This window comes from Roseobacter sp. TSBP12 (assembly GCF_009129705.1).
In the GTDB taxonomy this organism is placed as follows: Bacteria; Pseudomonadota; Alphaproteobacteria; order Rhodobacterales; family Rhodobacteraceae; genus Celeribacter; species Celeribacter baekdonensis_A.
The window spans coordinates 176,820-198,367 of sequence record NZ_PYIB01000062.1 but is presented as its reverse complement, the minus strand read 5'-3'; the positions used below and the strand labels follow the sequence as shown (position 1 = coordinate 198,367).

Here is a 21,548-nt window from a genome sequence, read left to right as displayed (position 1 = left end):
TTTTTTCAGTTTTATGACAGATTTCCCAAAAAACGTTATAAGCTATTGTTAATAATGGTATTTTTTATATCATTTCCTGTCGTTTCCCACTTGGGCCTGGCATCCGAGGCGGTTCGCATCCGGCGACAACGTAACAGAATAGGGTTATCCACAGAGCCTCGCGCAACATTTGGTATTCGAGGCGCAAATCAGCACAAATCACCTCTGGAATCGGAGGTGAATCACACCAGAAAAGGGCGAGTCTCACGACTCGCCCCCTCAAATCCTAGAATCAGGTGTGTCGCGCGCGCGATGGGATCACCCGCGCCATCGGAACCCGGATCAAAAGCAAAACTCCGATCACGGTCAAATACAGCAGCGGCTCAAGCTGCCATCCCTTACGCAGAATGACAAAATGGATGCCACCCAAAGCCACCGCCGGATAAACCAGCCAATGCAGCCGTCGCCAGTTCGCGCCGAGCTTGCGGATGGAATAGCGGTTGGACGTGATCGCCAGCGGGATCAGCAACAGCAAACCGGCCATGCCGATGGTGATATAAGGCCGCTTATACAGGTCAGCGATGATCTGGCTTGCGATGCGGACATCCAAAAGCAGCCACACCAAGAGATGCAGTACGATATAAAAGAAGGCGATCAGGCCGAGCGCGCGGCGGAATTTGAACAGGTTGATGCGCGCATATGTGCGCAGGGGCGTCACACAAAGAGAGGCGATCAGAACCTGAAGGCCCAAAATGCCAATCGCATGTTCCATCGCTTTGATCGGTTCAACGCCCATCCGACCCGTGACCCCGGCATAGAAATACCACGCCGGTGGGATCAACGACCCTATATAAAGAGGCCAGGTCGGGATCTTACGGACAAGGCGATTGATCTGGTCTCTCACGCTTAATACTCTTTGCTCAGGTTCATGCCTTTATACAGGCTGGCAACTTGGTCTTCATAACCGTTGAATTTGATCGTCGCGATCCTGGGGGCAAACACGCCACCACCAATGCGGCGCTCGCTGGCTTGGGTCCAACGCGGGTGATCCACCTCTGGGTTGACGTTGGAATAGAATCCATATTCGCGATGATTGATCGCTTTCCATGTGTTGACCGGCTGGGTCTCCATCAAGGTGATCTTCACCACCGACTTGATCGACTTGAACCCGTATTTCCACGGCACCACCAAACGCAGCGGTGCGCCATTCTGATTGGGCAGGGTTTTACCATAAAGCCCGGTGGCCATAATGGTCAGCGGATGCATCGCCTCATCAAGCCGCAGACCCTCGACATAAGGCCAATCCAAAATGGCGCGTTTTTGCCCCGGCATTTCTTCCGGGCGATAGAGCGTTTCAAAGCGGACATATTTGGCGGAGGGCTCGACACCCGCGAGTTCAAGAAGCTGGCGCAGCTCAAACCCGTTCCACGGGATCACCATCGACCAGGCCTCGACACAGCGGAACCGATAAATGCGCTCGTCGATATCCATCTTGGCGAGGATATCCCCGAGACCATAAGAGCCCGGACGCGACACCAGCCCGTCGATCTCGACAGACCAGGGATCGGTGGTCAGAGATCCGGCATAACGCGCGGGGTCTTCTTTACCCGTGCCGAACTCATAGAAATTGTTGTAAGTGGTGATCTCTTTAAAGCTGTTCGGTGTTTCTGTGGTGTCGAAGCCTTTGATCTGAAACTCCGGCACCTCCTGTGCCCGCGCGCCCGTGGCGGCCAACAGACCCGCCCCGGCGATCCCGCCCAAAAGGGCGCGACGGTTGAGGTAGGTCTGTTCCGGTGTAACAGTTGAATAAGGCAGGCTGTGCATCTTGGACATGTGTCTCTCCCATAGGCTCAAGGAAAGAGTAGCCCGGACCGCATCAACCGCCAAACAAACTCATGTCACAACTGCGTTGGGGTATTGTAACGTTCCGCATCAAAACTTGGCACGATACGGTCCAGCGGAATGGACGTCCCATCGGCCTGAACAATCCGCACATGACGCCGCCGCATTTGACGTGGCTCCAACACCCCGACCGAATGCGCGATCATCTCAAGCTCATAGGTCGAGGCCTTGGCGTAGGCTGCGACTTTCTTATACTTGTCATTGACCACAAGCCCGCCCTGAAGATGCGGATCATGGGTGGTGATACCGGTGGGACAGGTATTCTTGTTGCATTTGAGCGCCTGAATACAGCCCAGTGAGAACATAAAGCCGCGTGCAGAGGCGACAAAATCCGCGCCCGCACAAATCGCCCATGCAATATCCGCCGGATTCACAAGCTTGCCCGCCGCCACAATCCGAATGCGATCATGCAGCCCGTATTTGTCGCGCAAATCGACAATGCGGATCAGCGCTTCTTTGATTGGCATCCCCACAAGGTCGATCAGCGGCATCGGCGCCGCGCCTGTACCGCCTTCGCCACCGTCAATGGTAATGAAATCCGGTGCGCTCTCTGGCCCGCGCTCGACGATCATCTCAAAGAACTCCGCCCAAGGCCGCGAGGAGCCGACGACGAATTTAAACCCAACCGGCTTGCCGGTGACCTCACGGATGTGGTCGATGAAATCAAGCAAATCGCCAAAATCATCCACTTCACGGTGGCGGTTCGGGGAAATGCCGTCTTCGCCCGGTTTCAACCCGCGGATTTGCGCAATCTCGGGCGTGATCTTGGCGGCGGGCAAAATTCCACCCTTGCCCGGCTTTGCCCCCTGCGACAGCTTGATCTCAAACATCCGCACGGTTTCATGCGCCGCCATCGCGCGCAGCTTGTCATCATCCAGATTGCCCGCATCATCACGGATGCCGTATTTCGCCGTACCGATTTGATAGACAAGATCCGCCCCGCCTTCGAGGTGAAACGGCGACAAACCGCCCTCACCGGTGTTCAACCAAATGCCCGCTTCCTTTGCGCCTTTTGAAAGAGCCAGGACAGCCGGTTTGGAAATCGCGCCATAGGACATGCCGGAAATGTTAAAGATAGATTTGGCAGTGTAAGGCACGCGGCAATGCGGGCCGATCACCATCGGGTCGGTGGAGGTGAATTGATCATCAAGCGGTGGAAACGGCGCGTTCATGAAAATCGGTGTGCCCGGGATCGACAGGCTGCGGGTTGAGCCAAAGGCCACGGTGTTGCCCTTGCCATCGGAGGCGCGGTAAATCCAATCCCGCTGGGCGCGGTTGAACGGCATCTCTTCACGGTCCATGGCAAAGAAATATTGCCGAAAGAACTCGCCCAAAGAGGAAAACAAATGCCGGAAGTGGCCGATGACCGGATAGTTGCGCAGGATCGCGTCCCGTGTCTGGCGCTTGTCGAGGACATAAAGCGCCAGCGCCGCCAGCGCCATAAACCCAATTGCCAGAACAAAGATAAGCGCGAGCACCTGAAGGGCCCCCATTGTCCAATGCCAAACCGTCATAGAAAACCTCGTGAGCTGATGCTGTGCGTAGGCCGGACCCTGCCACAGTGACACGGAAACGCAACCGCCTTTCCGCGGATGTTAGCGTAAACTTTCCCGCGTCAGCACACGGACCAAACATCCTGCACTGCAGCGTGACAGGGGACATCGGATGTGACTAGGATCGACAGATAAAAGGGAGACCTATATGTGGAAAGCACTCATCATCTGTCTGACCATCACGTTTTGCGCTGGGGGCGCCATGGCCGAAGGGATCACCCATAAAATCGCAATCCATGTCGACGACAGTGATATGCGCGTGATGAACATGGCGCTGAACAACGCCAGCAATGCGCGTGCTTATTTCAACTCCATCGGCGATACCGTCATTCTTGAAATCGTCGCCTATGGTCCGGGGTTACAGATGTTTCTCAAGGATCAAAGCCCGGTGGCGGACCGGATCGAAACCATGGCGCTTGAGTTTCACGACGTACAGTTTTCGGCCTGCGAAAACACCCTGCGCGTGATGCGCCAGAAAATGGATAAGCCGCTTGAGGTACTGGACGAGGCGGTCGTCGTGCCCTCCGGAGTCGCACGTTTGGTCGAGTTGCAAGAAGCGGGCTACAGCTACATCAAACCATAGCAGATGCCATAAAAAAGGCGGCCCGCAGAGGCCGCCTTTCTTGATTTCACTGAAACACCGGATCAGTGGACCACGGCATCATCCGGTTTGGACTGATGGGTCGCCCCGGTTTTTTCCCCAATCAAAAGCCCACCAGAGCCGGCAGAGACCGGAAGCGTATCACCATCCACAACATCGCCCGACAGCAACAGTTCCGCCAGCGGGTCCTGCAACGCGCGTTGGATCACCCGTTTCAAAGGCCGCGCACCAAATACCGGGTCATAGCCTTCGTTGGCCAACCATGCTTTGGCATCGGCATCCACCGCCAGACCAATGTTGCGTTTCGCCAGACGCTTTTCGAGCAGAGCAAGCTGAATCTCGACGATCCCGCCCATGTCCTCGCGCCCAAGCCGATCAAAGATGATCGTCTCGTCCAGCCGGTTGAGGAACTCTGGCCGGAAATGCGCCCGCACCGCGTCCATCACATCGCGCTTGGCCTGCGCATTGTCTGCCCCATCGGGCAACTGGCTCAGCGCCTGCGCCCCAAGGTTCGAGGTCAGAATGATCAGCGTCTGTTTAAAGTCCACAGTCCGGCCCTGACCATCGGTCAGAATGCCATCATCCAAGACCTGCAACAGCACGTTGAACACATCCGGGTGGGCCTTTTCGACCTCATCGAACAACACAACCTGATAGGGTCTGCGCCGCACGGCCTCGGTCAAAACACCACCCTCGTCGTAACCGACATAACCCGGAGGCGCACCGATCAGGCGAGAGACGCTGTGTTTCTCCATGAACTCCGACATGTCGATGCGCACCATCGCATTGTCATCGTCAAACAGGAACTCAGCCACCGCTTTCGTCAGTTCGGTTTTCCCGACCCCCGTTGGCCCGAGGAAGAGGAACGATCCCAACGGACGGTTTTCATCATTGAGACCCGCCCGCGCGCGCCGCACCGCATTGGCAACGGCGTGAACGGCTGTTTCCTGACCGATGACCCGTTTGTGCAGGCCATCTTCCATCCGCAACAACTTATCGCGTTCGCCTTCCAACATCTTGGACGTCGGAATCCCGGTCCAGCGCTCCACCACGCCTGCGATCTGCTCTGGTCCCACGGCCTCTTCGACCATGAGATCCTGATCTTCTGCGGCTTCGGCCTCCACCAGCTTTTTCTCAAGCTGCGGGATCACGCCGTAGGACAGCTCACCGGCCTTGGCCAGATTGCCTTCGCGTTTGGCAATCTCCAAATCGGCCCGTGCCCGGTCGAGTTTCTCTTTCAGATCGCGCGCGCCTTCGAGTTTCTGCCGCTCGGCTTCCCATTTCGCCGTCATCGAGTCAGATTTCTCCAACAAGTCCGACAGCTCTTCTTCGAGCTTCTCAAGCCGCCGTTTGGAGGCCGCATCGTCTTCTTTTTTCAAAGCCTCAGCTTCGATCTGAAGCTGAAGGATAGAGCGATCCAGCGCGTCCAATTCTTCGGGCTTGCTGTCCACTTCCATCCGCAGACGCGACGCAGCCTCATCGACCAAGTCGATGGCTTTGTCCGGCAAGAACCGATCCGTGATATAACGGTGGCTGAGCGTCGCCGCAGCAACCAGCGCGGAGTCTGAAATCCGCACCCCATGGTGAAGTTCGTATTTCTCTTTGATCCCACGCAGGATGGAGATCGTGTCCTCGACTGTCGGTTCTTCAACCACAACGGGTTGGAACCGCCGCGCCAAGGCCGCGTCTTTTTCCACATATTTGCGGTACTCGTCCAAGGTCGTCGCACCGATACAATGCAATTCCCCCCGCGCCAGCGCCGGTTTGATCAGGTTCGCGGCATCCATCGCCCCATCCGATTTGCCCGCGCCCACAAGCGTGTGCATCTCATCAATAAAGAGGATGACCTCGCCCGCAGCGGCCTCAATCTCTTTGAGAATGGATTTCAACCGCTCCTCAAATTCACCGCGATATTTTGCCCCGGCAATGAGCGACCCCATATCCAGCGCCAAAAGCCGTTTGTTTTTCAGGCTCTCCGGCACATCGCCGTTGACGATCCGCAGGGCGAGACCCTCGGCAATCGCGGTTTTACCCACGCCCGGCTCCCCGATCAAAACCGGGTTGTTTTTGGTCCGGCGAGACAACACCTGCATAGAGCGGCGAATTTCTTCGTCGCGACCGATGATTGGGTCAATCTTGCCTTCACGCGCCGCTTCGGTGAGATCACGGGCATATTTGTTCAGAGCGTCATAGCCCTCTTCGGCCGAGGCACTGTCCGCCGTGCGGCCTTTGCGGATGTCATTGATCGCGGCGTTCAGTTTCTTGGCGTCAATGCCGCCAGCTTCCAAAGCATCCTTGGCTTTGGATTTGACAATCGCGAGCGCAGTCAAAAGCCGCTCGACGGGCACAAAACTATCGCCTGCCTTTTTCGCAAGCTTCTCGGCCTCATCAAGGACTTCTGCGATGCTGCGGTCCAAATAAATCTGACCCGCGTCGCCGGTGACCTTGGCGTTTTTGGCCACGGCTGCGTCGACAGCAGACAGGACCAGTTTCGGGTCACCGCCGGCATTTGAAATGAGGTTGGTGGCAAAGCCCTCTTCGTCATCCATAAGGGCTTTCAAAAGATGCTCCGGCACCAAACGTTGGTGGTTTTCGCGCATCGCAATGGTCTGTGCCGCTTGGATAAACCCGCGGGCACGTTCGGTGAATTTCTCCATGTTCATACTGTCTCTCCTTCAGTAAGCGCCCCTCAATCGCGATGCCCGAATACGGCACATCTTTGGGTGGGACCTTGACCTTTAGATGGGGTCAGATTGCAGGCTCCGCAAGAGGGACTGTTGCCAAATTGAAACATTTTCACACCCCACCTCGCCGCCCCTAAACCGCATTCGGCACATCCGGCTCTTGACCCACACGGGCGTTCTGCGCAGGAAGGGGAAACCTGTGAAAGAGGATGCTTCCATGACCGCTGATGACCGCCTGATCGTTGCCCTTGATGTCCCAAATGTCGTGCAAGGCCTCGCCTTGGCCGACAAGATCGGCGATGCCGTATCGTTTTACAAAATCGGTCTTGGCATGTTGACGAGTGGCGGCTTTGCCCTGGCCAATGAGCTCAAACAAGAGCGTGGCAAACGCATCTTTTTGGACATGAAATTCTTCGACATCGGCGCGACTGTTGAAAACGCGGTGCGCGGCGTGGCGCAGCACGACATGGATTTTCTCACCGTCCACGGCGACCCTTATGTGGTCAAAGCCGCCAAAGAGGGCGCGTCCGGGTCGGACATGAAAATCCTCGCCGTCACTGTGCTGACCTCATTGGATCGGGAAGACTTGGACGGGGCGTTGATCAAGCCCGGTGAGATCCGCGATCTTGTCCAAGAGCGTGCGGGCAACGCTTTTCTTGCCGGCGCCGATGGCGTGATTGCCTCACCGCAAGAGGCCGCTCTGATCCGCGCCCTGCCCGAAGCAGAAGGCAAGCTGATCGTCACCCCCGGCGTGCGCCCGATGGGGGCCGCGCTTGGTGATCAAAAACGTGTGGCCACCCCGGCGCAGGCCATTCGCGATGGCGTCGATCATATCGTGGTCGGGCGTCCGGTTTGGCAAGATGCCGATCCGCGCGAAGCGGCGCTGCGCATTCAACACGAAATTGCCAACGCCCCCACTTGGAACCAGTGAGCGCACTGTAAAGATCAAAGCCCGAGCGCATCAAGCGCCCGGGTCAATCTGTGACGCAAAGAGATCACAGCGTCAGAGCGGGTGGTGAAATCGCGTGCGGGCATCCACGTCCAACACTGCCCTTCATCCCCCAAACGCACATCTGTGTCCAAAAGCGCCTCCCACCGGGCGACAAAAAAATGCACCTTTGTCGCCGGGTTGGAGTGACCGTTCTCTTCGACATGATAGATCACGCGGGACGGATCGACTTTGATCGAAAGTTCCTCAAACAGCTCTCGGGCGGCTGTCGCAAAAGGCGACTCCGCCCCTTCGCGTCCGCCGCCCGGAAGGTCCCATTGATTGGGATAGGCAATGTCGGGACGATCATCGCGCAACAGCGTCAGGACATCATCCCCACGCAGAATCGCGATTTTCGCCCCGTCAAAGGGCCGCACGACGTCAGACGTCGTCATTGATGTCTTTGTCCCAGACTTTGACCTGACCTTTGCGAATGCCAAATACTTGACGCATGGCAAACCAGGCCAAAAGCGACACCACTGCAAAGATCAGCACCAAGACGGCAAGGTTCGATCCGAACCAGCCCAGAAACAGCAACAGCGCCACAATCGCCGCGCCAACGGCAAAGCCTAAAAACACAAAGCCCGCAACCATGACCTCAAGCGCAAACAGGATGATCGCGGCCAAGCCCCAGGCCCACCATTCCAAAAACAGAATGACCTGTTCCATCACGCTTTGCCTTTGAACAGTTTGAACGCGTCGCCAAAGGCCTCCAAAGCCGCCGCCGGAACCACGATGGTTTGTTTGCCCGAGCCTTCGCCCAAGGAAACCAGCGCTTCGACCTGTTTCAAAGCCACTTGATATTGCGCGGCCTCCAGACCGTTCTTGGCAATCGCTTCGGCGACAACACCCGTGGCATAGGCTTCGGCATCGGCCTGAACCCGGCGGGCTTTGGCAGTTTGCTCGGCGGAATAGAGCGCCGCATCGGCGGCCAGTTCGACAGAGCGTTTTTGACCTTCGGCTTCCATCACCGTCGCACGGCGGGCGCGCTCGGCGTTGAGCTGTTGCATCATCGCGGCGCGGGTGGCCTCATCCAAGTTCACGTCAAGGATTTCGGCCCGCGTCACCTCGATGCCCCAATCATTCACCGCCTCTTCTACCGAAGCTTTGATCGTGGTGATCAATGAGGATCGGTTTGATTGAACCTCATCCAATTCCATTTTCCCGATCTCTGAGCGCACGATCCCGGCCACGGTCGTGGCAATAGCGGCGTCGACATCGCGAATCCGGTACACGGTCCGCTCAGGTTCGGTGATGCGGTAAAACACCGAGGTTTCGACCTTGACCAACACGTTGTCCGAGGTGATCGCGTCCTGCATCGCATTGGGAAGTTGGCGTTCAAGAATGGAAATTTTATGGGCCACAATGTCAATCAACGGGATGACAAAGTTGATCCCCGGGCCAAGCACGGTGCGCAAACGACCGAATCGTTCGACCACAAACTTCTCAGACTGCGGGACAATCCGCACGCCTTTGAGAACAAGTAAAACAATGAAAAGCGCCAAGGCCAAGGTGACAATATTGCCGCCGCTGAGAAACTGGTACGGATCGAACTGGTTCATGAAAACTCCCCCGATGAACACGGATATACGAGGCGAAGGATAGCCCCTCCCTTGAGTTGGGTATAGACTGGAGGGAGGTCAAGGAACACCCATATGCCCGCGCTTTGCCGTGATTGCCTTACAATGTTTGAAACTGGTGCCCGCTGCCCCTCCTGTGGGCGGCCGAAGGTGATTGCGCATCCTGAGCTGTATGATCTGGCCATCGCACATATGGATTGCGATGCGTTCTATGCCTCTGTGGAGAAACGCGACAATCCCGATCTGCGCGACAAACCGGTGATCATCGGCGGCGGCACACGCGGCGTTGTTTCCACCGCCTGTTACATCGCCCGGATCAAAGGTGTGCGCTCGGCCATGCCGATGTTCAAAGCCCTCGCCCTGTGCCCCGAAGCGGTGGTGGTCAAACCTCGCATGGCGGCCTATGCCGAGGCCTCTCGCGCCATCCGTGACATGATGAACGAACTCACCCCGGATGTGGAACCGCTCTCTTTGGATGAGGCGTTTATGGACCTGCGCGGCACGGCGCGACTGCATGGTCGCCCGCCTGCGGCAATGTTGGCGCGGCTGGTCAAACGGATGCACACGGAATTGGGGCTGACCGGGTCCATCGGGCTCAGCCACAACAAATTCCTCGCCAAAGTCGCCTCCGATTTGGACAAGCCGCGCGGGTTTTCGGTGATTGGCGCGGCAGAGACGATGGCGTTTCTCGCGCCAAAACCTGTGAGCCTGATTTGGGGCGTCGGCCAAGCCACCCGCACCTCTTTGGAAAAGGCCGGGATACGGACGTTTTCCGATTTGAGGCGCTGGGAGAAAGCCGATTTGCACCTGCGGTTTGGGTCGATGGGGGACCGGCTTTGGCATCTGGCGCGCGGCCAAGACAGCCGTAGCATTTCCGCCAAACGTCCGGTCAAATCCATCTCCAAAGAAACCACCTTCCCCGAAGACACCGCCTCGCTCGACATTTTGGACGGGCATATCTGGCGGCTGGCCGAACAGGTCTCCGACCGCGCCAAGGCGAAAGACATTGCGGGGCGCGTGGTCACACTCAAACTCAAATGCACCAATCACAGCACGCTGACGCGACGTGTGACCCTACACGAACCCAGCAATATGGCCGATAAAATGTATCGCACCGCGCGCGGGCTTTTGGATGGGGCGATCGACAAAGGTCCGTTTCGATTGATCGGTGTCGGTCTCTCGGATTTGGTACCCGCCGACCAGGCCGATATCTCGGCGGATTTACTGGACCCGGATGCGATCAAACGTGCCCGTGCCGAGCGCGCCAGCGATGAGATCCGCCGCAAATTTGGCAAAGACGCGATTCGCAAAGGTCGCGCACTTCGGTAGCCAGAGACTATTCTGCGGCCATTGGCACCCGCTCCGCCCCGATTTTGGCAATCACTTCCGCCGCAGCCCCAACACGCGCACAAATCTCGTTGAAATCGGAATGCGGCACAAGCGTCAGTTCATTCATATAAACAGAGCGATCAATCTCGACTTGAATCGCATGGCAGCGCCGCGCCGGATGGCCGTAATGCTGTGTCACAAAGGCCCCCGCAAAGGGCACATTGCGCGCCACTTCAAAGCCCTGCTGCCGAAACGCGCGCTCCACCTCGATCACAATGCTCGGATTGGCCGATGCGCCGTAGCGATCGCCGATCACCACTTCGGGCCGCCGCCCTTTGCCACTGCGCACTGCGGACAGAGCCTCGCGCGGCATCGAATGGCAATCAATCAAAATGGATTGGCCAAATAAAGCCAGAGATTCGTCGATCACCGCCTGAAGCAAGCGATGATAAGGTTGCCACACGGTCCTGATCCGCTCTTGCGCCTCTTCTCGGCTTATTTTCCCACGATAAATCGACCGGCCACCGGCCACCACACGCGGAATCACCCCAAGCCCGGAGGCGATGCGCGGGTTCAATCCGACGCGAGACACCCCCGCCACCAAGGCCGGGTCCATTTCATCGGCATGTCGGTTGAGATCCACCCAAGCGCGCGGATAGGTGGCCGAGATCATCACCGCACCGAATCGTGGCACATCGGCGTAAAGCCGGTCTACATGCGCATCTTCAGAAGAGCGGAGTTGAAGAGGGCTTAAAACCGACTGTTGTACCATCTCTGCGGGATAATCGCGCCCACTGTGCGGCGAAGCAAAGACCACGCAAGAGGTTCTGCTCTCCGGTCTTCTTAACAGATATGGCACTTTGCTCATCGACACTCCCTTTCACCGCAAACTATAAAGGCTTTTGTGTTTTTTCTGAATCACGAAAGTGCAAAAGGCGTCCGCCGGGTTACTCCTGTGGGTGTTTTGCATCCAATCCGTAACCCGGATAAATTACAAAAGACTTTGGACATTGAAATTCAATGCCAAAAGGCCTTGAACAATCATTCGACTCCTTTTATACGCACCCGCACTGACGCGGGAATGCCCCGCGTCTTGTTCTTTGCGCTGCGAGGCGAAACGAGATCAAGGCGCGAGTTTCCCATGGAGGAATGGGTGTATAGCTCAGTGGTAGAGCACTTCGTTGACATCGAAGGGGTCACAAGTTCGAACCTTGTTACGCCCACCATCCTCCGCCGTTATATTGGTTTTAACAGGCGCACGCAGGCGCCGCGAAAAGGAGAAAGACTATGAAAGTTCGTAACTCGCTCCGCTCGCTGAAAAACCGGCACCGCGACTGCCGCGTCGTGCGCCGTAAAGGCCGCGTGTACGTGATCAACAAGACGCAGCGCCGTTTCAAAGCCCGTCAGGGCTGAGATCAGCAGCGATCAAAAAAAGCCGCTCGTGTTTCACGGGCGGTTTTTTTGTGTTCTCTCTGAACTGCCCCCCCAAACGCATCACATCTACGCGCCTTTTCAGACGCTCCGGCGAAGGATACGGCATTCTTGCGCCCATCTGTCGCGGCGTGGTATCCACATGGAACATGGTAAAAAGACGCCCTGCGCGGGACCAAAGCGTGGGTAGGATTTAAGGGGTGAAGATTTCAAGTATGTATTTTCTTAAGAAAATTCGCCCGCGCGGGGATGCCGAACAGGCGGTACAACACGGGTCACGTTGTCCTCCGATTATTTAAACCACAGCCCAGTCAAAGCCCAACCATTGTTGCATTTCAAATTGGCAAGACTTTCACCAAACACAACCAAACGCATCTGGGGGAACCAGAGGCATTCGTTTTAAAGCAAAGTGAGATCGGTCCATGGACACCCAAGATACCATCGCAGACACCCAAAATGTCATTGATCTCCTCGTGGCAGAGGGATTTGACGCTGCTTGGTATGAGACAACCTATCGTGACGAAATTGCGCGACATGGCCTGGAAGGCGAAAGCCCTCTCGACTTTTATCGGCGTCTCGGTGGGTTTCTGGGCCATGATCCCCATGATGGGTTCTCCGAAATTCTCTATCGCAAGAAAAACACGGATGTCCGTAAGAACCTGACACAGGCCTCCGGTGAGACGGGCTTTCGTCACTGGCTGGAATTTGGGGTGAACGAAACCGGTCGGCACCCCTTTACCAAGTCCCAGATCAACTTGGCCCGCCAGACCTATCTCGCTCTGGATCGCCGCTTTCTTGAAAAGACCTACGGCGCACGAATGGCTGGCTACCCGACCGTGGTGGATTACTATTTCAGCCAGGTCACACAAGAAGAGCTTTCCCCATCCGCAGAGTTTTCGGAGTCGGGATACCGCGATCTATACGAGGATGTCACAATAGCCATCGGGGAAAACCTGATCGCCTCAGGTTTTCAACATTTCTTGCTGGTTCAGACCAAAGAGGTTCGGCATGTCATCTCGCATGACCAATATCTAAAGTCATTGGCAGAGAAAAAGAGTGCCGAACAAGAGGCCGAAACCCGCCTAGCCTTGGAAGATAACCTGCCCGGCGTGACCGCCCTCGCAGCCCTCGACATGCTCAATGCCATGGAATTTTATGGTGGGAAGGTGAAGGTTCGCCGCACTGAGGCGCAGGGACCGGGAGGGCTTTTGGTGCTGGTGCCCGATTTCCTGCCCGAAATCTTGTTTGGCGGCTATTTGGCGTTTTATGGCTTCCTGCGCAAGCTGTCCGAACAGACCGGGATTGGCCTGCGCCTGATGGTCATCAACCACTCCAGCATGGAAAAGCACGAAGGCAATCTTTTGCGTATGCGCATCAAGATGCCCAAAATCTACAATATGTTTCATGGGTTTCAGAAGTTCGACGCCCAGACTCGCGCTGTTGAAATTCCGGCCAATTATCATGTCATTTCCTACTGTGCGGAATTACACCGGATTGCCCAAAAGATTGCCGCATCGGCCAACCAAAAACCGATCTTTTTCATTCAGGAATACGAACCAGACTTTCACGCCAATACCGACATGCGCAGTTTCAATGAATCTGCATTTTTCCTACCGCATGACGCAGTCTATAATTCACACAAGCTGATCGAGTTCTTTCAGAAAAAGACCCCGGTGTTTGAGCGCGCCGGAAAAGACTATCGGTATACCGCTATCGAAAATCAGCTTGTCCGGCTGAATGTCGGCAAGGATCGCTTTGTCGAAATGAACAGCGGTCGCGAAACGCGCCGTTTCATCATGTATGGCCGCCCCGAAGGTCATGCTGCGCGCAACCATTTCGGCATGTTGGTCTATGCGCTGCGCGAGGCGATCAGACAGGGTGTTTTTGCCGGGGAGGATTGGGAGTTTTATGCCCTCGGCACCTTGGGTAAAATCGACGATATTGATCTGGGCGGCTCTGAAAAGCTACGGATGGTGCCGAAAATGCCGAAAGAGGACTACGAGGAGTTTTTGCTGACCGGCGACATCGGCCTGTCGGTGATTACCACCCCACACCCAGGGATCGTGCATTTTCAGATGGCAGCCTATGGTCTGCCGACCGTGACCAATAAGACCGATCTGCGCAATGACGCTTGGCTGGCCAAACAAAACCGCAACCTCATCCCCGTTGAAATGTCGCCCGAAACGCTTGTCGAGGGGTTCCGCGTTGCGGTGAAACGCGCGAAAGATCTCAACACCCGGTATGACAATGCCATCGCCTCGCCCGTCATGGATGAGGAAAGCTGTCTGCGCGACGCTTTGGCTGATCTGGCAGCTATTGTGACGAAATGATCAGGGTCTGGCCGGGCAAGCCCGGTCCGATCCCGCCGGTTCAGCGACTTTTGCCGCTTTCGGCCATGGTGCAAAGCTGCTTTAGAAACTTGTGTTGCACAGCGGCAAGATCGTGACCCACCTCCTGCTCCCAAAGCTCTGCATCGGGATACTCAGGTGCTTGAAACAGCGGCTTAGATGCGCCGTCGCCAAAATTCTGTCGCAACCATATATTGTCGCTTTCAAACCGCTCGACGACCGTGCGCATATAGTCAGGCGACATGGTGTAGGTCTGTTTCGATAAACTCGGGCGCATCTTGTGCAGGTCTTGAAACACCTCAAAGAAATCGGTCTGCGACAGCCCCACATCATTCAGCCAGCGCAAAAACAGCGTCGCAACCGCAGGCAAGGTTGGATGCTCAACGATATTGTCCTCGGGATCATAGTTCAGATCAATCCCCATCACCGTCAGAAAATCCTCGATCGGACTTTTGCGCACGGGAGACCCGCGCTCAAACACCCGCAATTTGACGTCCGTGTTGTGGGTGAACTGCGCAAAGACGGTCATGATCTCTGGGAATTTAAGCCCCAGCTTCATTGAATCGAAATAGGCTTCAGGTGGGTTTTTGATGCGATTATGGGTGACCTGCGTATAATAATTGGCGTTCATCACCTCATATTGTGGGCGCAAACTGACGTAAATCTGACAAGAGGCTGGTTGAAGATAATGCTTGAAGATCTCCATGCGCTGGGCATGAAAAAACTCTTCTGAGGACAGGATGACGGTCTTGTCGGGGGCCGCCGCTATTTCGGCACGCAGCGCCTCAAGCATGGCACGCAAATGCTCAGATGGCTCGCTTGCGTTGGGGTCAATCGCAAGCGCTATGGCATGATGCCCCTTTGCCGTGCCACTCTCCACATCTATCCCACTCATCGGGTAAAGATACCCCAGGTCGCGCAACGTATCTCGCTTGCGAAACAGAAAGTTCTGTAAGCCAGAAGTGCCAGTTTTGGGCGATCCCGGATGCAGGATCAGGCGGTCAAACTGGATCGGTGTCATGCGCGCCTCGTGTCTTTTGGGCAATCGAAATAATCATGTGCAAGCATTCGCGGCGCTGCGCGAAATCCGTTTTAAAATCGTGGGAAAGACGGCGGATGTATCGCCCATTGCGCGCTCCCATGTGTCGCGCTCCGTCAATACCAGTGGAGCAAATTCGCGCGGACCGTTGGAGACGAACTCCTCTGCCAAAGCCTTATTTTGCGGGGCATAATCCGCAAAGATTTGCTGTAAGACATCAGGCGAATAATGCTCTTTCACCGGGGCGAACCAGTCTGCGTTGCGATGGCACATCTTGAAAACATCGAAAAACGACATGTCATCCCACCCCGACGCCGCCAGTTGCCGCAAAAACAGCGTGGCCTGCGCGGGCAAAGACTTGTGTTCGACATGATTGTCTTCGGCAACCACAGGCCAGTTCAACCCGATCTGCGCCATCATATGAGCCGCAGGAAAATCGCGGGCGGGCGTCCCGCGCTCAAACAAGGACACGGAGGACTGTGCCTCTGGCCAAGCCCTGCGCCAAGGCACCAGACAACTCGCATAATCCAGAAGATTGCCGTTAAACCCATCCAGATAGTCCATTGGCAGGTCGATCACCTTCCGATGGCACACCTCTGTATAATACATGGAAGAGATGAACTCGGCCTGATTTCGAAACACGGCCACAATCTGAACCTCATCGGCCTCAATGTAGCGACGTAGCGTTTCGGGACGACGAAAATCCATAAAGGTTTCAGACGACAACAACAGCGTCTCGCATTGGGCTTGCTTCAGCTCCACAGCCATACGGTCCAACACACCCGCCACCTGTAGCGTCATCGCCCCATCTGCGCCATCCAACAGCATGCGAAGCCGGTGATGCGCCGTATCGACACCGCCATCGGCGCGGCGCCGACTGGTCATGGGGTAGAGAACTTTATCCGCTTTCAACTGCTGATATTTGCCGCTGAGATAGCTTTGAATGGATGTCGTGCCAGTCTTCCACGAGCCGATATGCAGGATTAGTTTCTTGGTGCGGATCAACGCTTTCTCCATTATCAAACCCGTCAACGATAGGCGCCACGGGTCTCTGGCGACAATGGCATTAATTCGCACAGGACGACAATATGACGATTTCCGAAAAAGCTATGATGGGTCGCAATGGCTTTCTTTTTTTGAACGGCAAAGACTCAAACAACTTGCTCGGCCATTTGGCGGGCGAAGTCCCTTTGCTCAGCTCAGCCCTCTCGGTCCACCGTCACAATCGTACGGTGATTGAACGTTTGAGCGTGCCGTTCCTCGGCATCATTGTCCCCGAAGCGCATTGTGTTTATCCCGAAAATCTACCCGACGGGATTGAGATCAGCGCAGCCCGCCCGGTGCGTGAGGTGTTGGGCCAAATGGCCCCCGGCTATCACTACCCGCTTGAGGAATTGCGCGATTATAAGGCTCAGGGGGGCACGGTTTACACTGGGCGCGATTCACATTGGACCCAACCCGCTGCGCTTGAATGTTACAAGACGCTGCGTGGTCGGATCGGTCGAACCCGCGATTTGGATCTGGCCTATCAACCGTCACTCGACAGTGAAACCGGCGATCTGTCGATTGGCTCATACCACGATGTGGTCAACGCCGAACGGCGGCGCATGTTTGGACAGGAAACCTCGTATTTCAACGTTTTTGCCAGCCTGATTTTGAACCACGGTAACGTCCTGGTGCTTTATAATCCCAAAGGAAAAGGGCGCTGTCTGGCCTTTGGCACCTCGTTTTCAACGCGCCTCGTTCCGGCCTATGCCTCTGATTTCGAAGAAGTGGTGTTTTGCTATGGCACCACTGTCGATCCGGCGATGGTGCGGCTTGTCAAACCCGATTGCGTGATCAGCGAACTGCCCGAACGGTTTTTACATTTCCCCAGCTATTCCGTCGAAGGCAGCACATTGATCAGCCTGATTTTGGGTCTGCATGATCATAAAGACAAATCCACCGCCCAAATTACGGCACAAACCTCGGTGCCCAATCATGTGGCTGAGCTTGGTGCGTTTTTTGCCGGTGTGAATGCCCGCGCGATGGGTCACCCTGCCCTTCAATTCATGCGCCAGCTTGAGCAAGAGATGCCCGATCTTGCCGAACGCGTGGCGCTTCTTGCGCCCTTCCTTGGGGAGCCAATGCAAAAGACTGCCCTGCGGCTCTTGCTTTCGGGACAGTTTTACAACCGAGGTCTTGTGGCCCAAGTGTCAAAATTTGTCGATGACGGTCTCTTGGATATTGGGAAACTTGCCCTTGTTCCCAACAGCGAGGCGGGGCTTTTGACCCAAATCCGCATTTTGATCCGTGCCGGGCTCAACATCCGTGCAGCGGAACGTCTTGAACATCTGTTTGCGCAGTTCGGCACGGGCGTCGAAGCCGACTATTACGCCACGCTCTTGCGGCGTTTAGCCTAGCCCGGATGTGTCAGGCGTTGCACAGGTCCCAAGGGACCATCGACGTGGCACGCCTCACAGCTTGCGATAAATTTCATCCTCAAACTCAGAAGGATCAATTCCAAGCGTTTCAAGCCCGCTTTCAAGATAATCCGACAAAAGCGGGATGCCCAAAAGGTAGCGATCCGTCGGGGCTGTGGCCTCCGTCTTCGCGGTTTCAAACGCCTCGTCATAATCATCAAAGGTCTCGCGCCCGATCCACATGATCGCCACCAAAGCGGATTTCTCATCATCGTTCAGGCCCCGGATAAAGCTGGCCAATTCGCGCTCTGTGCCATCGGAGGACCGGGATTCAAGGATCGTATCCGCATCGGCATCATCGGACGGCGTATCCCAGCGCCCCACCTTCGCGCCAAGTTCGCGGGCGCGGACGATCACAAAGGCAACTTTGTTTGGGCTGATATCCATCTTTCGCGTCCTCCGACTGTGCGTAAATATCTGGTCCGTCTGTGGTAAATCACTGTGCAACATCCGGCATCAGACTGACATGACACAGGTCAACACACGAAAAGCCTACCCTGCTCAGAGCTTTGGCGCAATCGCTCCGACGCTCGGCACACGCACCACTTCCGCATCAGGTGCAAGCTCCTCAAAGTCGAAATTATCAAGTCGATTGGCCCGCTTTCCGGCTTTTTCTGCTGAGATTTTGATCTCTTCAAGGTCTTTCGAGGCCTGGCCAAAATGCCGGTCCAGATTGCCAACCCGCTGCCCCAACCGTTCCACATCCCCGGACAAAAGCGACAATTCCTTGCGAATGGCCCCCGCCTGTTCGCGCATCCGGGCGTCTTTGAGAATCGCCCGCATCGTGTGAAGCGTCGCCATGCAGGTGGTGGGCGACACGATCCAGACCTTTTTATCAAACCCTTCGCGCACCAGCTCCGGGAAATTGGCGTGAAGCTCGGCATAGACCGCCTCAGAGGGCAAAAACATCAACGCCCCATCGGCAGTTTCGCCTTCAAGGATGTATTTGTCGGAAATGTCTGAAATGTGCTTTTTCACCGAGGTCCGCATCATTTTCGCCGCCTCGTTCAGCTCCCATTGCGTGTCCGCGCGCCGCAGCGCCTCATAGGCCTCAAGCGGGAATTTGCTATCGACCACAATCGGGCCCGGCGGGTTTGGCAGGTGGATCAAACAATCGGCGCGCCGCCCATTCGACAGCGTCGCCTGCAACGTATAGCTGTCTTTCGGCAGCGCCTTGCTGACGATGTCATTGAGCTGAATTTCCCCAAAGGCACCACGGGTTTGCTTGTTCGACAAGATGTCTTGCAGCGACAAGACATTGCCCGACAGCTTTTCGATATTCGCCTGCGCCTTATCAATCGTCTCCAGCCGTTGCTGAAGCTCGCCTAATGAGTGCGCCGTGCGCCGCGCCGACCCCTGAAGGTTCTCAGACATCGCCAAAGACACATCCGACAACCGCTTTTCCATCATCTGGATCATATGGCTTTGCGCGGCGGCTTGCGCCTCAGAGACGTGTTGAAGCCCGCCGGCGAGTTGGTGTTGGCCATCAGAGAGGTGTTGCACCGTTTGGCCCAATTGTCCCATTTGATGCATCATTGGTCCGCTCATCCGCATCGCAGCGCCAGAGCGGCGCACCGACACAAACAGCAAAATCACCATGATCAAAACCAGCGCCGCGATGCCGCCAAAAATCAAGATCATCATCTGATCCAACGCCAACCCGGCCTCCGTTATCTTATCCATCAGGTCCGTCCAAACAGGCGTTCAATGTCGGACAGCTTCAGTTCGACATAGGTCGGTCGGCCATGGTTGCACTGACCGGAATGCGGCGTGGCCTCCATCTCGCGCAGCAAGGCGTTCATTTCCTCGGCATGCATCCGACGACCAGAGCGGATCGACCCATGGCACGCCACGCGCGACAACACCGCCTCGATCCGCGCCTGAATCGTAAAGCTGTCACCCAGATCCGCCAGCTCATCCAAAATGTCGTTGATCATCGCCTTGGCATCGACGCGGCCCAGCACCGCAGGCGTTTCACGCACCGCAATCGCGCCACCGCCAAAGGGTTCGATCACCAGCCCAAGCCGGGCCAGATCCTCGGCCAGATCCAAAAGCATCTGCGCATCATTGGCAGAAAGATCCACCACTTCGGGGATCAAAAGCGCCTGTGATCTGACACCATGTTCCGCCATCTGGTGTTTCAGTTTCTCATAGACCAGCCGCTCATGTGCCGCATGTTGGTCGACGATCACGATGCCCCGTTCCGTCTGGGCGATAATGTAGTTTTCATGTACCTGCGCGCGCGCCGCCCCCAAAGGCAAGGCCTCGGTTTCGGGCTGCTGCGCAACCCGTTCCATCCGCGCAGAGGGCACAGACATTTCGGCAAACCCCGGCGTCTCATTGCGCACGGGGTGCTCGGGCGCTTGCCAGGCATAGCTTTGCGCCGTCGCCTCGGATGACGGGCGATAAGGCGCAGCGTATCCGCCCATCGAAGGCCGGTCCATTTGATAGACTCGCGGGTCCGTCACCTCCGGCCGCATCGCCCCCAATGTGGCATGCGCCACCGTGGTCGATGCCCGATGTCCCGCCCCAGCCAAAGCATGACGCAAGGCAGAAACGATCAAGCCGCGCGCGATCCCAGGATCACGAAACCGCACCTCGGATTTTGCCGGATGCACGTTCACATCGACCAAATGCGGATCGCATTCAAGGAACAAACAGGCCGCCGGATGGCGATCGCGCGAGAGAAAATCAAAATAGGCCCCGCGCAGTGCCCCGACCAAAAGTTTGTCGCGCACCGGACGGCCATTGACGAAGAGAAACTGCGAGACCGCGGAGCCGCGTGAATAGGTCGGCAGCGCAGCATAGCCGGTCAGCGTCAAACCCTCGCGCTCGGCATCAATCGCCAAAGCATTTTCGGCAAACTCTTTGCCCAAAACCTTGGCCAGACGCCCGTGCAGCGCGTCGAACATATCGCCGTTTTCAGGATCAACCCGGAACACCACCCGACCCTCGCCGCCACCCGATACATCGCGTAGGGTAAAGCCGACATAGGGTTCGGCCATCGCCAGACGTTTGATCACGTCCGAAATCGCCTGTGCCTCAGCCCGGTCCGTGCGCAGGAATTTCAACCGCGCCGGCGTGGCGTAAAACAAATCACTCAGCTCAACCACGGTGCCGCGCGTCAAGGCGGCGGGCTTCACCGGGTCCATATGCCCGCCAGAGACGGACAGGGTGACGCCCTCGCCACCCTCGACCCGAGAGGTGATTTTGAGCCGTCCGACAGCACCCAAAGAGGGCAAAGCCTCACCGCGAAAGCCAAAGGTGTGAATGTCCAACAGGTCGGAACCGTCGATTTTGACGTGGCATGACGCGACAGGGCCAAGGGCAAGTCGTCACCCGTCATGCCACAGCCGTCATCACTCACCCGAATGAGGGTTTTCCCGCCATCGGCATAGTCGATCTCAACCCGGCGCGCCCCCGCATCAATGGCGTTTTCCACCAGCTCTTTGACAGCGGAGGCAGGCCGTTCGACCACCTCGCCCGCTGCAATGCGGTTGATCGCGCCCTCGTCGAGTTGACGGATCACAGGACGCGATTGGGAGCGCGGTTCATCTTGGCTTATGTTGCGGTGAGGTAAATTCATGCCACTAGAGGTAGCATAATCCTCTCCGATTCGACCACGACATTTCGACGTGCCGTTTCATCCGCC

General features: G+C 56.4%; 19 protein-coding genes, 1 tRNA gene and 1 pseudogene. 7 read left to right on the top strand and 14 right to left on the bottom strand.

Features of this window, described 5'->3' with window-relative positions; genetic code table 11:
• Nucleotides 1-271: 271 nt before the first annotated feature.
• The 3 genes from msrQ to C8029_RS19385 all read right to left on the bottom strand — a co-directional run bounded on the left by msrQ (nt 272) and on the right by C8029_RS19385 (nt 3,395).
• Nucleotides 272-883, bottom strand: coding sequence for a protein-methionine-sulfoxide reductase heme-binding subunit MsrQ (gene msrQ / locus C8029_RS19395; RefSeq protein ID WP_152003535.1), 612 nt, complete (start codon nt 881-883; stop codon nt 272-274).
• A 2-nt stretch (nt 884-885) separates the two neighbouring features.
• Nucleotides 886-1,812, bottom strand: coding sequence for a protein-methionine-sulfoxide reductase catalytic subunit MsrP (msrP, locus tag C8029_RS19390; RefSeq protein ID WP_009570632.1), 927 nt, complete (start codon nt 1,810-1,812; stop codon nt 886-888).
• 65 nt (nt 1,813-1,877) lie between these two features.
• Nucleotides 1,878-3,395 (bottom strand): FMN-binding glutamate synthase family protein, encoded by a 1,518-nt coding sequence (locus tag C8029_RS19385; protein ID WP_009570631.1) that lies wholly within the window; start codon nt 3,393-3,395, stop codon nt 1,878-1,880.
• Between the two features lie 187 nt (nt 3,396-3,582).
• Between C8029_RS19385 and C8029_RS19380 the strand changes: the two genes are divergently transcribed.
• A complete protein-coding gene (locus C8029_RS19380) occupies nt 3,583-4,017 on the top strand; it encodes a DsrE family protein (protein ID WP_009570630.1) in 435 nt (144 codons plus the stop codon).
• 62 nt (nt 4,018-4,079) lie between these two features.
• Here the strand turns inward: C8029_RS19380 and clpB are convergent, their stop codons facing one another.
• Nucleotides 4,080-6,698: an ATP-dependent chaperone ClpB gene (gene clpB / locus C8029_RS19375; RefSeq protein WP_009570629.1), complete on the bottom strand. Its 2,619-nt coding sequence runs from the start codon at nt 6,696-6,698 to the stop codon at nt 4,080-4,082.
• Between the two features lie 238 nt (nt 6,699-6,936).
• Between clpB and pyrF the strand changes: the two genes are divergently transcribed.
• Nucleotides 6,937-7,650 carry an orotidine-5'-phosphate decarboxylase gene (pyrF, locus tag C8029_RS19370; protein ID WP_152003534.1) on the top strand — a complete coding sequence of 238 codons (714 nt, stop codon included), beginning with the start codon at nt 6,937-6,939 and terminating at the stop codon, nt 7,648-7,650.
• Between the two features lie 14 nt (nt 7,651-7,664).
• Here pyrF and C8029_RS19365 read toward each other — a convergent pair whose 3' ends face one another.
• From C8029_RS19365 to C8029_RS19355, 3 genes are read right to left on the bottom strand one after another with little or no spacing between them, the layout of a single operon-like run.
• The gene (locus C8029_RS19365; protein ID WP_152003533.1) at nt 7,665-8,102 is read right to left on the bottom strand and encodes an NUDIX hydrolase; all 438 of its coding nucleotides are present in this window, start codon (nt 8,100-8,102) and stop codon (nt 7,665-7,667) included.
• Nucleotides 8,089-8,376 (bottom strand): NfeD family protein, encoded by a 288-nt coding sequence (locus C8029_RS19360; RefSeq protein ID WP_009570626.1) that lies wholly within the window; start codon nt 8,374-8,376, stop codon nt 8,089-8,091. Before C8029_RS19360 ends, C8029_RS19365 begins: the two co-directional genes overlap by 14 nt.
• Complete coding sequence (locus tag C8029_RS19355; protein WP_009570625.1) at nt 8,376-9,269, bottom strand: SPFH domain-containing protein; 894 nt, start codon at nt 9,267-9,269, stop codon at nt 8,376-8,378. The genes C8029_RS19360 and C8029_RS19355 overlap by 1 nt, the downstream gene beginning before the upstream one ends.
• 93 nt (nt 9,270-9,362) lie before the next feature.
• Between C8029_RS19355 and C8029_RS19350 the strand changes: the two genes are divergently transcribed.
• Complete coding sequence (locus C8029_RS19350; RefSeq protein WP_009570622.1) at nt 9,363-10,616, top strand: DNA polymerase IV; 1,254 nt, start codon at nt 9,363-9,365, stop codon at nt 10,614-10,616.
• Nucleotides 10,617-10,623: 7 nt separating this feature from the next.
• On the opposite strand, the gene C8029_RS19345 is transcribed toward C8029_RS19350, so the two are convergent.
• Nucleotides 10,624-11,484, bottom strand: coding sequence for an N-formylglutamate amidohydrolase (locus C8029_RS19345; protein WP_040401752.1), 861 nt, complete (start codon nt 11,482-11,484; stop codon nt 10,624-10,626).
• A gap of 283 nt (nt 11,485-11,767) precedes the next feature.
• Between C8029_RS19345 and C8029_RS19340 the strand changes: the two genes are divergently transcribed.
• The 3 genes from C8029_RS19340 (at nt 11,768) to C8029_RS19330 (ending at nt 14,377) form a co-directional block, all read left to right on the top strand.
• Nucleotides 11,768-11,842 (top strand) — tRNA-Val (locus C8029_RS19340).
• Nucleotides 11,843-11,903: 61 nt separating this feature from the next.
• Nucleotides 11,904-12,029, top strand: a complete 126-nt coding sequence (ykgO, locus tag C8029_RS19335) for a type B 50S ribosomal protein L36 (RefSeq protein ID WP_005850168.1) — start codon at nt 11,904-11,906, stop codon at nt 12,027-12,029.
• A 440-nt stretch (nt 12,030-12,469) separates the two neighbouring features.
• On the top strand, nt 12,470-14,377 hold the full coding sequence (locus tag C8029_RS19330) for a rhamnosyltransferase WsaF family glycosyltransferase (protein ID WP_009570619.1): 1,908 nt from the start codon (nt 12,470-12,472) through the stop codon (nt 14,375-14,377).
• A 40-nt stretch (nt 14,378-14,417) separates the two neighbouring features.
• Here the strand turns inward: C8029_RS19330 and C8029_RS19325 are convergent, their stop codons facing one another.
• Both C8029_RS19325 and C8029_RS19320 read right to left on the bottom strand, forming a co-directional pair.
• Nucleotides 14,418-15,416, bottom strand: a complete 999-nt coding sequence (locus C8029_RS19325; RefSeq protein ID WP_009570618.1) for a hypothetical protein — start codon at nt 15,414-15,416, stop codon at nt 14,418-14,420.
• A 33-nt stretch (nt 15,417-15,449) separates the two neighbouring features.
• Complete coding sequence (locus C8029_RS19320) at nt 15,450-16,439, bottom strand: hypothetical protein (protein WP_152003532.1); 990 nt, start codon at nt 16,437-16,439, stop codon at nt 15,450-15,452.
• Nucleotides 16,440-16,522: 83 nt separating this feature from the next.
• Here C8029_RS19320 and C8029_RS19315 point away from each other — a divergent pair, with 83 nt between their 5' ends.
• Nucleotides 16,523-17,836, top strand: coding sequence for an alginate O-acetyltransferase AlgX-related protein (locus tag C8029_RS19315; RefSeq protein ID WP_009570616.1), 1,314 nt, complete (start codon nt 16,523-16,525; stop codon nt 17,834-17,836).
• Nucleotides 17,837-17,890: 54 nt separating this feature from the next.
• Here the strand turns inward: C8029_RS19315 and C8029_RS19310 are convergent, their stop codons facing one another.
• The 4 genes and pseudogenes from C8029_RS19310 to C8029_RS23160 form a co-directional block, all read right to left on the bottom strand.
• Entirely contained in the window at nt 17,891-18,283 is a 393-nt protein-coding gene (locus tag C8029_RS19310) for a DUF3775 domain-containing protein (RefSeq protein WP_009570615.1), read from the bottom strand.
• Nucleotides 18,284-18,397: 114 nt separating this feature from the next.
• Nucleotides 18,398-19,579 (bottom strand): DNA recombination protein RmuC, encoded by a 1,182-nt coding sequence (locus tag C8029_RS19305; protein WP_009570614.1) that lies wholly within the window; start codon nt 19,577-19,579, stop codon nt 18,398-18,400.
• The gene (mutL, locus tag C8029_RS19300; RefSeq protein ID WP_502707613.1) at nt 19,579-21,174 is read right to left on the bottom strand and encodes a DNA mismatch repair endonuclease MutL; all 1,596 of its coding nucleotides are present in this window, start codon (nt 21,172-21,174) and stop codon (nt 19,579-19,581) included. The genes C8029_RS19305 and mutL overlap by 1 nt, the downstream gene beginning before the upstream one ends.
• Nucleotides 21,175-21,248: 74 nt before the next feature.
• Nucleotides 21,249-21,482 (bottom strand): annotated as a pseudogene (locus tag C8029_RS23160) (ATP-binding protein); the annotation flags it as partial.
• Between the last annotated feature and the right edge of the window lie 66 nt (nt 21,483-21,548).